Here is a 12,435-nt window from a genome sequence, read left to right on the forward strand (position 1 = left end):
CAGCGAGCGATGTCCGCATCGCCGATCGATCGGCTGGACCGGCGAGCGAGATCAGCAATCGGTCGACGGCGAGAGCGGCTCGAGCGCCCCAAAAGATCAAGCCCCCACGGTTCGAGTCGCCGGGATATGCCATCGACCGTCGTCCACGTCGCGTTCGCGGGGCTGCTCGGTGTCGCCTTGCTCGGCGACGAGTTCGACACGCGAGCGATCCTGTTCGTGATGGGCTGTAGCGCCCTCCTCGATCTCGATACGCTGATCGGCGTCGTCGTCCCCGGTACCCACCGCGCCGCGTTGCACAACGTCTGGATCGTACTCGTCCCCGCCGCCGCCCTGCTCTGGGACGGCGCGATCCGCGAGGAGTCGATCGTCCGGAAACGGTGGGGTGGGTCCGCGCCTCGCGTCGCGTGGACCACGCTCGCTGCGTTGCTGTTCGCACACGTCCTGTTCGACGCCTTCTTCAACGGCGTCAATCTCTTCTGGCCGGTCCACGATCGGTTCTACGATCTCTCGGGGTCGCTGCTCATCACCGACCAGCGCGGACTCGTCCAGACGTTCGTCGAACTCGATCCCGGAGGTGTCGCCGAGTCGACGGCGCGCGGGACGACCGAAGATACCCACTACAGGACGGGATTCGATCCCACCCGAGACGAACCGGCCACGGGGGTCGAGCGAATCTTTCCCATCGCGGCGACCGGCGAGCGGTTCGTCCTCACTGTCGCCGGACTGACAGCTGTTCTCGTTCGGATCGTCGAGGACCGCCGATCAGCGTGATCGCGGACTGCCTGTGACACGGATCGACAGTGACGCTCGAATCGGTCACTATCGTCTCATCATATCAGTCAGCCGCCAGCGAGCGAAGCTGTTCGAGGCGCATCTCGAGCGGCGGGTGTGTCGAACGAAGACCGGTACTGGTGGGTCCATCACCAACAGTCGGAAGAATAGTGATCGCTTTCGTCGATCGAGCGTGTTCGCGAAGATCCGCTGTCGGTTTGGCAGACGCTGCTTCGTCGAGTTTCTCGAGCGCAGTCGCGAGTGCAGCCGGATCGCCGGTTAGCTCCGCAGCGGCGCGGTCGGCGGCCAGTTCTCGACCTCGGGAGAAGACACCGACTCCAATCACTGCGATGAAACTGAGGATGTGGCCACAGACTTCGAAGACAGTTGACGTACTCCCTTCGTCCGGTGTAAGCGTCTCGGCAGCGATGAGGGGGACGAGTACCACCGTGAGTAGTCGAAGATCGTCGTTGGAAATATGGGCGAGTTCGTGTGCGAGGACCGCCGATAGCTCCGACTCCGATAGCGTCTCGATGAGTCCCTGCGAGACGACGATAACCGGCGTCGCGTCGTGACTGGTTCTGACAATCGGGTCGTCTGGTCGGGATGTCGTGTATGCAAGCGGCGTCGCCGTCGGGTCGATTCGTATCGGCGGTTTTGGGACATCTATCTGCCTCGCGAGACGACCAACTGTGTATTCGATGGTCGACGGTTCGTCTACCGCTGTCTTCGAGAGAGGTGTCGTTCGGTGGAGTAAATCGGCGCGTCCGGTTCGAACGGCGCTTGCAATCGCTCGAGTGAACCAGACGACCGCACAGAGACCGCAAAGCGACCAGACGACTGACCATACCACACTGGGAAGGGAAATATGAGTGAAACCCAGCAAATCGGCCGCATACGCGGAAAACACCATTCCACTGGTGATCGCGATCACCAGTACGACGGTAAGACTACCGGCGAGCACTGCGACACTGGTAACCGTCGCAAGCGTCGCACGGGTTATGAGTCCGACCGGTGTCGTCAGTCGCATTTTAGATGTCGACCTCCGTTCTCTACCAAGTATTTTCTACCGATTCTATCGAGTCTATACTTTCAGCTGCTCGCCGTGACGAATGGAGTGTTTCCGTAGTCGGAGGTATGATGGATCCAGTTCAGCGTCTCGGAGAGGGATGGACGGAGATGGAGATCGCACCGCAAACCGTCCGTAAAAGAACCTCGCCGTCCGCCACTCCATCACGTCTCCTCGGTCGACGGCGGCTCGGTCGTCTCGACGTGCTCCCGAAGCCACCCGATCGCCGCCTCGACCGTCTCGAGGTCGGTACTCGAGACGCGGATCCGGCCGGGTCGGTTCTCGCTGCGCGGATAGCTCCCGACCGCGACGTCGAACCGCTCGGTGACGCCCTCGAGGGCCTCGTGGAGCGATCCCTCGGGTGCCGGTGTGTAGATCGTGCGGGCCACTGCATCGCCCTGGAACTCGTCGGCGACGGCCTCGAACATCGCCTTCATCTCGTCGGGGATGCCGGCCAGGACGTAGACGTTCTCGACGATGCAGCCGGGAGCCCACCCCTCGTCGACGACGATCGGCGTCGCGCCCTCGGGAATCGAGGCCGCCGCGTCGATGTCGAGCTGGAGATCGTACTCCTCGACCATCTCCGGATTCTCGTCCCGAAACGCGGCTGCCTTCTCGACCAGCCGCTCCTTGATCTCGCCGTGGACGACGAACTCCCGCTCTAAGCCGTCGGCGACGGCTTCGACGGTCACGTCGTCTGGAGTCCCGCCGATGCCGCCGGTGACGATCACGGCGTCGAACGCGTCGCTCCACCGGGCGACGTAGTCGGCTATCAGCTCGCGGTCGTCGGGGATCGTCAGGATCCGCTCGACGTTGCTGCCGCGCTCGGTGATCCGCTCGGCCAGCCACGACGCGTTGGTGTTGGTCGTCGATCCCGCGAGTATCTCGTCGCCGACGGTGACGATCGCCACGTTCATGGGCCGGCTTCGAGTTCCGGGTAGTTATCGGCTCCGGGACCCGACCGGCGAGCGGATCCGACTGCTGGTCGGCGTCGGGACAGTCGACCGATCGCCGAAAACCGCTCGAGCATGCTGTGGATCGCACGCTCTCGCGATCGCCAGCGCCACGGTTTTGTAACCCGTGTGCCAACTGACTGTATGGTCGTCTTCACCGGCGGCGGGACTGCCGTCTCGTCTTCGCCGCCGAGCGATGGTTGTTGTCCCGTCGGATCGACGGTGGAAATCCATCGAATCGGTACTCGAGCACAGAGCGGACCCGACAGGACGATGACGGGACGGCATCGCTCACAGCCGCCGGGGTGGAACTGATGGTAGAAGTGGATCTCGCGTTCTCGTTCGGGCGGCTCCTCTTCGCTCTCTTCCTGGTCTTCCTGAACGGCTTTTTCGTCGCCGCTGAGTTCGCGTACGTCCGGATTCGGCCGACGCAGATTCAGACCCTCGTCGACGAGGGCCGGTCGTCGGCGAAGCTCGTCCAGGAGGCCGAGGAGAACCTGGACGATTACCTCGCGACCACCCAGTTAGGGATCACGATCGCCTCGCTGGGACTGGGATGGGTCGGCGAACCCGCCATCGCCTCGCTCCTCGAGCCCGTACTGGGGCCGGTGCTTCCCGCCGGCACGCTCCATCTGGTTTCCATCGCGATCGGATTCAGCATCATCACGTTCCTGCACGTCGTCTTCGGTGAGCTGGCCCCGAAGACGCTCGCCATCGCTGACGCCGAGCGGATCGCATTGCTCGTCGCCGCACCGATGAAGTTCTTCTACTACATCTTCATCCCGGGAATCATCGTGTTCAACGGGACGGCGAACTTCTTCACGCGACTCATCGGCGTCGCGCCGGCCTCCGAGCGCGACGAGAGCCACACGCCGAAAGAGATCATGCGCATCGTCTCGCAGTCGGGAGACCAGGGAGCCGTCGACGCGGACGAGGTCGAGATGATCGAGGCCGTCTTCGATCTGGGCGATACGATCGCGCGCGAAGTGATGGTCCCCCGACCGGACGTCGTCACCGTTCGCGCCGGGATGCCCCTCTCGGAGCTCCGAGGCGTCGCCGCGAGCGGGAACTACACCCGGTTCCCCGTCGTCGACGAGACGGCCGATGAACCGGTCATCGGCTTCGTCCACGCGAAAGACGTGCTCAAAGCGATCGAGGCCGCGGACGGCGGTGGGCAGTCGGACGAGGAACCGGCCGACGAGCCGACCGCTCGCGACCTCGCTCGAGACGTCATCATCGTCCCCGAAACGCGCCGGATCGACGAGGTGCTCGCGGATTTCCGCCGACAAAACGTCCAGTTGGCGGTCGTCATCGACGAGTGGGGCGCCTTCGAGGGAATCCTGACGATCGAAGACGTCATCGAGGAGGTTGTCGGCGAGATTCAAGACGAGTTCGACGTGGCGTCGATGGAGCCCTCGATCGAGGAACTCGCCGACGGCCGCTACGAGATGGACGGCGGCGTCCCGCTGGACGTGGTGAACGAGACCCTCGGAACGGCGTTCGAAAGCGACGCGTTCGACACCATCGGCGGACTGGTGTTAAGCCGTCTCGGTCGCCCGCCCGAGGTCGACGACGCGATACAGGCTGACGGCTACGAGGTAACGGTCGAAGCCGTCGAAGGAACTCGCGTCTCGAGCGTAACCGTCAGTGAGGCCGTTCCGGAGGCCGAGGAGTCTTCAGGCTGAGCACTCGACGGCGATTTTCGCCTTGAACGGGTTACATGTCAATCCGACCCGTTACGTCCGGGCCGATGACTGTAATCGGACATAACATTTCTCCTACATTTTATGGTGCGGGGCGGACTGGTCCAGATATGGACCGTCGAACACTCATCGCCTCCGCGGGACTCGGAGTTGGACTGACGGGCTGTCTCGACCTAAACGGCAACGAAACGGACGGCGGGAACGGAACGAACGACGGCTCCGACCGGCTGGATTCCGGGACCGGCTCGGAGACGAACGGGACCGAGGGAAGAACCGACGGTTCGGCAGCTGACAGCGACGCGGAGACCGATAGTTCCGACGGCGAGACGGACACGGGAGACGAGAGTTCGGACGACGACACCGAGAACGAGAGTGACGACTCGAACGGCGAGACGGAACGAAACGTGACGTTCGACTCCTGTTCTCGAGCGACGGTTTCCGGCACGTTCGAGGCCGGCGACGTCGCCTTCGCGAGCACGGGATTCTACGCCGACGATGGCCTGTACGGCGACACCATCCTCGAGGACGGCATCACCTTCGGCGAGGACGTCGACGCCCCGTTCTCGGGAACGGTCGTTTTCGAGATTGCGGACGGATCGAACGTGCACGCCGGGGCCGACGAGATTACCGTCGAGGTGCCGGACTACGGCAGTACCGGCACCGTCCTCTCGTCGCTGACGACACGGAAAGCGGACTACCAGCGGGTGTCCGCGACCCACGAGAATCCGCGCGCCAGCGAGTGTCTCAGCGAGATCGAGCCCGACGGCGGCGACGATAGAAGCAGCGACGACGGCGATACCAGCGGCGACGCGACGTTCACGATCGGTCCGCTCGAGACGAACACGCCCATCGACTCCGGCGAGTTCCTCGAGGTGAGCGTGACGGTCGAAAACACCGGTGGGGCCGCCGGCACGCAGGAACTCGAGCTCCTCGTCGGTACCAGCGCGGAACTGGTCGAACGGCGGTCGGTGTCACTCGACGCCGGCGAGCGGACGGTCCTCTCGACGGGGTACGAAACGCCCGTCATTGCGAACGATCACGAGTTCCCTATTCGGATCGAATCCGACGACGATACGTCCGAGCGGTCCGTTCTCGTCTACGGGAGGGGGTGACAGGGCGGAGGCGGAGTGAGACGCCATCCGATTGCGACGCGTTCGCTTGCAGTACGCACCGACAAAATTTGCAGGGCTGAAGCGCTGGTCGTCTCTCGATTCAGGACCACCGGACGAGCGGCTCGTCGGTCGCGGCTCGGCGGATGTAGTCGGCTTGCATTTCGTACACGGCGTCGTCAAATCGTTCGCCAGCGTCGAGATAGTCCGCGACGCGGGCCAGTTTCCATCGACTCGGAGTCGTCCGATCGGTCCAGCGTGCCTCGATCGGCCCGACGTAGTCCTCGATAGTTGCCGACGAAACTCCCTGCTCGCGGAGGCCGCGACGAGCGAACTCGAAGAGTTCGTCGTAGATTACAGTCGGATCGGTCGTTCGATCACCGTCCGCAGTAACCCACGCCATCTCGGCATCGATCCCGTCCTCGACGGCGGCGTAAAAGCTTCGTTCGGCGATGTCTCGATCGAGGCTCGAGAGCGGATGGTCGGCCGTACACAGCCCGTGGACGAGCCCCGCGACTAGGACCTGGAAGCCGATGTTCTCCGCGATGGTCGGCTGCGTGGGAAGCGGTCGGTATTCGATGCGAACCGACCAGTGGTCTCCCCGCTCGACCGGTTGCCCGCCGATGACGGCGCGGAGCCACCGCCAGTACGTTCCCCGCTTGTGATCGAGTTCCCAGAACTGGTCCGCGAACGTCTCGCGAGCCCCGTCTTCGAGCCACTCGCGGAGAAACGGCGCACACGTCTCGTCGGCGACGAGCCGGTCGACGGTGTCGACCGTCCGCCGTATTCCGTTCGGGAAGCGAACTTTCTCCCAGCCGTGATTGACGGACTGCTCGAACACCGAAATCCGGAGTTCGTGATAGGTTTCCTCGAGCAAGCGGGGCGGATCGTCGATCTCGTACAGATCCGGCGGAAGCAGCGGCGAGTTCGTCGCGAGCGCGAGCACCGGACCGAGCGTCCGGATCGCGGTGTTGTAGTAGCGCGGAAACGCCTCGACGTCGGGAATCTGGACGTGGGGCTGGATCGAGGTCGCCAACGACTCGAAGAGGATCGACGGAAACGCACGCTCGACGCCCGGAACCGAGAGGGTGACCGCTCCGCCGGCTCGCGCCAGAATGTCGTTATCGATCGCACAGTAACGCGGCGACCGCGTCATGTTGTCGGCGATCGTCATCCCCTCGCTCTCGCGAGCGGCCGTGAGGTAGTCGTCACTGCCATCCGGCGGCGGAGTCGTCCACATCGCATCCAGCACGATCTCGAGCCCGTCGCGGTCCGCGGCGCGTCGAACGGCTCGATAGTCACGCCGGAGCGTCGCCGCCTGCGTTTCGATTCCGTCGCCGTCGAACGAGTTCGGATCGGTGTGGAGCTCGACGTTGTGTCGGCCGAGCTCCTTCTCACAGCGGCTCTCGAACAGGGAGGACGGAACGCGAGCGAGTCGGTGTTCCTCGTCGATCACGTAGGCCTCGAGTTCGATGCCGAGCCCGAAACTGGGGTTGTCGAGTCGCCCCGCTCGAAGGGCGTCGGTGAGACGAGCGGCCTGCTCGTCGACGCGCCGGTCGAACTCGGCTCGCGTCTCCTCGCGGAGCGACCGCGTGACGAGGTCAATGAACGCCGCCATCATCGAAACACAGCGGGGCCAGTCGCTTAGAGGTGGGGTGCGGGACTGTCTGCTCGAGTAGTGGTTCTCGAGGGTAAACGCGGGTTATCCGCACTTCATCTCGACCTGAAAACGGTCGACGGGGAGTGACGCTCCGCAATCCCTAAACGCGACTCGCACCAACCGGTATCCAATGACCGACTGGACGGAGACGTACCGCCCGACGACGCTGTCGGAGGTACGCGGCAACAACAAGGCCCGCGACAAACTCGAGGAGTGGGCCGAGAGCTGGGACGACCACCGTAAGTCGGTGATCGTTCACGGCAGCCCGGGCGTCGGGAAGACCTCCGCCGCGCACGCGCTGGCCGCCGATATGGGCTGGCCCGTCATGGAACTCAACGCCAGCGACAGCCGGGGAGCCGACGTCATCGAGAAAATAGCCGGCGAAGCCGCCAAGAGCGGGACGCTCACCGCTGGCGAGGCGGGTCGACGGCTCGTCATCCTCGACGAGGCGGACAACTTCCACGGCAACGCCGACTACGGCGGCTCTCGAGAAGTCACGCGCGTCGTCAAGGACGCGAACCAGCCGATCGTCCTCGTGGCCAACGAGTTCTACGACATGAGCCAGTCGTTGCGCAACGCCTGCGAGACGATCGAGTTCCGGGACGTCTCGAAGCGCTCGATTGTCCCCGTGCTACGGGACATCTGCCGGCGCGAAGGCGTCGAGTTCGAGGAGGAGGCCCTCGAGAAGATCGCCGAATCGACGAGCGGCGACCTTCGCTCGGCGGTCAACGACTTGCAGGCGGTCGCCGAGGAGGCCGAGCGACTGACCGTCGACGACGTGGTGACAAGCGAGCGAGACACCACCGAGGGCATCTTCGACTTCCTCGACGAACTCATCAAGGAAAAAGACGCGGAGGGAGCGCTGCGAGCCTCTTACGATGTTGACGAGACGCCCGACGAACTGCTCAACTGGATCGAGGACAACGTTCCGAAGGACTACGAGGGTGCGGAACTGGCCGACGCCTACGGATACCTCACGAACGCCGACCGGTGGCTCGGTCGGGTGCGCGCGACGCAGGACTACTCCTACTGGCGCTACGCGACCGACAACATGACCGCGGGCGTCGCCGCCTCGAGGCGCGGCGACAAAGGCGGGTGGACCCGATACGGCCCGCCGAGCTACTGGTCGAAACTCGGTCGAACCAAAGGAACGCGAAACACCCGCGATTCGATCGCCGAACGCATCGCCGAACGGGAGGGCGCGAGCGTCGCGACGGTCCGCCGGGAAGTCCTTCCCTTCCTCTCGGCGATGACCCACCACTGCAAGAACCGCGATCTGACCGTTCGGATGGCGGCGGCCTACGATCTCGACGAGTCGGAGGTCTCGTTCGTTACCGGCAGCGGGAAGGACACCAACAAGGTCCAATCGATCGTGGAGGACGCCGCGGAGCTAAAAGCTGACGCCGCGGTCGAACACTCGGGTAACGCCTTCTTCGAGGCCGAGCGCTCGAGCGACGGGAGTACTGCGGCCACTGCCGACACCGAGGCCGACGGCGACGAGTCGAACGAGCAACGGGCGCTCGCAGCGACGGAGTCGGACGACGGAACCGACACCGAGTCGGCATCGGATCCCGCGTCAGCGGACGACGAACCGGACGACGATCAGTCGGGATTGAATGATTTCTTCTGACCGGGGCTCGTCTCTCGACGCTCGTCGGCAACGCTGGTTCTGACGGGCGGAAGTCGTACTGTGGCACGGAAGACAGCACGACGGATGCTCATGAATCGGTTTTATTCGCCGCGAATATATCTATACATAAATTGATCGACACTATTACAGTGGTGAACGACGAGAGTTCCTCATGGTGACCCACGAGTGACAAAACCACACAGCTGCCCGCTCTGTGCGGAAACGTACGACGACAAAACCGGTCTCCAGGTCCAACTCGAGGTGGAGCACCGGAAATCCGAAGTGGTCTCCCACTTGGTCGAACTCGACGGGGCGAGCACCGATATTTCGTCCGACTACGAGTCAACGACGGTCAACGAGGAGCGACCGGCACCGTCGCCCTGACCGCACGGTTCGATCAGCAGTCTTCTATCGGCAGCCGATTGCGGAACGCCGGTGACAGTGCATCGCCGACGCCGGCAGCGAGGATCCCTGGTTCGCTATCGCCGTCGCTCGCATCCGCGTCGAGCGACGGGACCGTCTCCACCGGATAGTCGGTCATCCGCTCGAGTTCGGCGGGATTCGTCCGCTCCGCCATCGTCTCGCCGCCGTATTCGTTGACGATAACACCGCAGACGTCGATTCCGCGGGCCTCGAGGGCGTCGATCGAGAGCGCGGTATGATTCAGTGTCCCAAGCCCCGAGCGCGTGACGACGACCGCCGCGGCCTCGAGGTCGGCGACCAGATCGATCACTTCCCGATCACCGGCCAGCGGAACCCGCAGGCCGCCGATTCCTTCGACGATCGGGACCGGCGTTTCCTCGATCTCGCGCTCGCACGCCGCCCGAATCGTCTCGTACTCGAGTTCCTCGTCGGCGACGTCGGCGGCGACTCTGGGCGCCAGTGCCGGCTCGAGATAGCGGGGGCATGTCGCGGCTTCGGAATCCCCACAGGCCGCGGCGACGAACCCCGCGTCGTCGTCCGGCGGGTGGCCGGTCTGGGCGGGTTTGATGGCCCGCGCATCGTGTCCCGCCGCACGGAGCAGGCGTGTGAGTCCGGCCGTAATAACCGTCTTCCCGACCCCCGTCCCGGTTCCGACGACAGCGATCGGCTTCGTCGCGGTCACAGCAGCCCCACCTCCTCGCCCGCCGCGCGGAACGCCTCGAGGCAGTCGATGATATCGTCACGGTCGTGGGTCGCCATCGGAGCAACGCGGATACGACTGGTCCCTTCCGGAACCGTGGGTGGGCGGATCGCCGGCGCGACGACGTCACGTTCGCGAATTCCCTCGGCGAGGGCCATCGCGTCCGCGCGGTCGCCGACGACCACCGGGAGGATCTGGGAGTCACCCCGGACCGCGAACCCCATCGACTCAAGGCCGTCGCGAAGGTGGGCGACGTTCTCCCAGAGCCGCTCGCGTGCGTCGCCGTGTCGAGCGACGTGCAGCGCCTCGCTCGCGGCCGCGGCGGCCGGCGGCGTGAGACCGGTCGAGAAAACGAACGAGCGCGCGTCGTTGCACAGACACTCGATCAGTTCCTCGCTCCCGGCGACGTACCCGCCCTGGCTGGCCAACGCCTTGGAGAGCGTCCCCATCTGGATCTGGACCCGGTCCTCGAGCCCTTCGGCCTGCACGACGCCACCGCCGTGTGCGTACAGCCCGGTCGCGTGGGCCTCGTCGACCATCACCCACGCGCCGACCGCCTCGGCAGCGTCACAGATCGCCCGTAGCGGCGCGACGGTGCCGTCCATGCTGAACACCGAATCGGTGACGATCAGCCACGACTCGTCCGCCGGTTTGCGGCCGTCACGGCTCGCTCGATCGGCTCGCTCCTCGAGCATCGATCGCAGGCTCCCAGCGTCGCAGTGGTCGTAAACGACTGTCTCGGCGTCCGCGAGCCGACAGGCGTCGATGATACTTGCATGGTTTAACTCGTCCGAAAAGACGACATCCGGCTCGAGCGCGGTGATCGTCCCGACGTTCGCGGCGTAGCCCGAGGAAAAGGCGAGCGCGCGGTCGGTGCGCTTGGTCTCGGCGAGCAACCGCTCGAGATCGCGATGGACCATCGTGTCGCCGGTGACAAGCCGGCTCGCGCCGGCACCCGTGCCGACGGTCGCGGCGGCCTGCCGGGCCGCGTCCTGGACGCGCTGGTCGTCGGTCAGCCCGAGGTAGTTGTTGGAGGCGAAGACCAGCGCCTCACCCGCCTCGAGCACGGGCAACTCGTCGCCCGACGGTTGGGCGAAATAGCCTCGCTCGGCGACCCGATCGACGGGCGAGAGGGCGCGTTTCAAATCGTTTGTTTCGAGCGTCTCGAGTCGGTCCTCGAGGTCGAACCCGCGGTCGGCCATTCGGCTAAACGAACTCAGCGCCACGGTTTGACTCTCACGGTTCCGATCGGTCGGTGAATTCGGCCGAGACGGTCCTCGAGACGGCCGATACGTGACGGGCTCCGGATCATCATGACTCGTATCCCATGAAAAGACGATTCACTCGCTATCGATCAGAACCCCGGCATCAGTTCGGCGGGACCGAGGACGCCGTACTCGCCCGCACGGTTCCGTCGCACGCCGGCTTTCAGGTAGCCAAGCGCGGGTCCGTTAACGTTCGCCTCCATGCTCGTCTCGTCGCCGAGCTGGAAGGTGTTGGTTGCCGTCTCGCCGTCGAAGGTCGTCCCGGTCACGCGAACCGTCGTCGTCGTCGGCTTCTCGTCGTTTCGCGCGTCGAGGATCCCGCCAACGGTGACGTCCGCGGCGTCGCAGACGCCGGCGCGCTCGAGCAACACGTCGTCGGCGTGTTCCATGTCTTCGAACTCGATGACGCCGTCGTGGTCGTCGATGATCGCCTCGATCTCCTCGTCGGAGAGGGTCCGGGCGGTCTCGATATCGTACTCGGGAAGGTGGGCGATGTCCTCGCGGACGGTGCCGCGGTTATCCTCGTAGCCCGATTTGAGGCCGACGCCCCAGTGGATGTCGACATCAGTGACCTCGACGAACGACTGGGCGGCGAGTGCGGCCGCGCTGGTCAAGAGGCCGGGCGTCGCGCCGGCGCCACAGATGAACGTGATGCCGGCCTCGGCGAACTCATCGCTGCGGTCGTCGAGCATGTCGATCACGCGGGAACGCTTGAGCACGTCGATCATAACCCCGGAGTAGCCGCCCTCGGCGAAGCGGTCGGCCGTCCGCGGGATGAAGTCGTGTTCGTAGTTCGGCAGCGCGAGCAGGACGGCGTCGATCCGGTCACCGTGATCGATACTCTCCTGAATCGGATCCTCGCTGGGTCGGGCCTGGCTCGAGGCGACGACGCCCTTGTCCTCGCCGTGTTGTTTGACGCCGCCTTCGGCAGTAGCTGCGCCACCGTCGGTTGCGACTTCGTTGTCAATATTGCCCTCCGTCGCCGCCAGCAGTTCGTCAACGTCGAGGCCGTCGAAGTCGAACGCGACGCCGTGGCGATCACACGCCGCAACGGGCGTCAGCGCGTCCTTGTGCTGGCTCACTTCGAGTGCTCGTCGGCCGATACCACCGGTTCCGAGTACCGCAAACGTGATGTCGTCCATAGGTTTGATC

At 64.7% G+C, this 12,435-nt stretch carries 11 protein-coding genes; 5 read left to right on the plus strand and 6 right to left on the minus strand.

The window, feature by feature from the left end; translation table 11 throughout:
• Window positions 1-126: 126 nt before the first annotated feature.
• Entirely contained in the window at window positions 127-771 is a 645-nt protein-coding gene (locus CP556_RS18580; protein ID WP_098726970.1) for a metal-dependent hydrolase, read from the plus strand.
• Between the two features lie 64 nt (window positions 772-835).
• On the opposite strand, the gene CP556_RS18585 is transcribed toward CP556_RS18580, so the two are convergent.
• Together CP556_RS18585 and CP556_RS18590 are read right to left on the minus strand one after the other, a co-directional pair.
• Window positions 836-1,801, minus strand: a complete 966-nt coding sequence (locus CP556_RS18585; protein ID WP_218011975.1) for a M48 family metallopeptidase — start codon at window positions 1,799-1,801, stop codon at window positions 836-838.
• 203 nt (window positions 1,802-2,004) lie between these two features.
• Window positions 2,005-2,757: a competence/damage-inducible protein A gene (locus CP556_RS18590; protein WP_098726971.1), complete on the minus strand. Its 753-nt coding sequence runs from the start codon at window positions 2,755-2,757 to the stop codon at window positions 2,005-2,007.
• A gap of 350 nt (window positions 2,758-3,107) precedes the next feature.
• On the opposite strand from CP556_RS18590, the gene CP556_RS18595 reads away from it, so the two are divergent.
• Window positions 3,108-4,478 (plus strand): hemolysin family protein, encoded by a 1,371-nt coding sequence (locus tag CP556_RS18595; RefSeq protein WP_098727476.1) that lies wholly within the window; start codon window positions 3,108-3,110, stop codon window positions 4,476-4,478.
• Window positions 4,479-4,606: 128 nt separating this feature from the next.
• Window positions 4,607-5,608 (plus strand): hypothetical protein, encoded by a 1,002-nt coding sequence (locus tag CP556_RS18600; protein ID WP_098726972.1) that lies wholly within the window; start codon window positions 4,607-4,609, stop codon window positions 5,606-5,608.
• 100 nt (window positions 5,609-5,708) lie between these two features.
• Here the strand turns inward: CP556_RS18600 and CP556_RS18605 are convergent, their stop codons facing one another.
• The gene (locus CP556_RS18605) at window positions 5,709-7,223 is read right to left on the minus strand and encodes a glutamate-cysteine ligase family protein (RefSeq protein ID WP_098726973.1); all 1,515 of its coding nucleotides are present in this window, start codon (window positions 7,221-7,223) and stop codon (window positions 5,709-5,711) included.
• A gap of 172 nt (window positions 7,224-7,395) precedes the next feature.
• Between CP556_RS18605 and CP556_RS18610 the strand changes: the two genes are divergently transcribed.
• The gene (locus CP556_RS18610) at window positions 7,396-8,895 is read left to right on the plus strand and encodes a replication factor C large subunit (RefSeq protein WP_098726974.1); all 1,500 of its coding nucleotides are present in this window, start codon (window positions 7,396-7,398) and stop codon (window positions 8,893-8,895) included.
• A 186-nt stretch (window positions 8,896-9,081) separates the two neighbouring features.
• A complete protein-coding gene (locus CP556_RS18615; protein WP_098726975.1) occupies window positions 9,082-9,279 on the plus strand; it encodes a hypothetical protein in 198 nt (65 codons plus the stop codon).
• A 13-nt stretch (window positions 9,280-9,292) separates the two neighbouring features.
• Here the strand turns inward: CP556_RS18615 and bioD are convergent, their stop codons facing one another.
• The 3 genes from bioD to bioU all read right to left on the minus strand — a co-directional run bounded on the left by bioD (window position 9,293) and on the right by bioU (window position 12,425).
• Window positions 9,293-10,000, minus strand: coding sequence for a dethiobiotin synthase (gene bioD, locus CP556_RS18620; RefSeq protein WP_098726976.1), 708 nt, complete (start codon window positions 9,998-10,000; stop codon window positions 9,293-9,295).
• Window positions 9,997-11,220 (minus strand): aminotransferase class I/II-fold pyridoxal phosphate-dependent enzyme, encoded by a 1,224-nt coding sequence (locus CP556_RS18625; RefSeq protein ID WP_098726977.1) that lies wholly within the window; start codon window positions 11,218-11,220, stop codon window positions 9,997-9,999. Before CP556_RS18625 ends, bioD begins: the two co-directional genes overlap by 4 nt.
• 152 nt (window positions 11,221-11,372) lie before the next feature.
• A complete protein-coding gene (gene bioU / locus CP556_RS18630) occupies window positions 11,373-12,425 on the minus strand; it encodes a (S)-8-amino-7-oxononanoate synthase BioU (RefSeq protein WP_098727477.1) in 1,053 nt (350 codons plus the stop codon).
• Between the last annotated feature and the right edge of the window lie 10 nt (window positions 12,426-12,435).

It is taken from the genome of Natrinema sp. CBA1119, from assembly GCF_002572525.1.
Lineage (GTDB): Archaea > Halobacteriota > Halobacteria > Halobacteriales > Natrialbaceae > Natrinema.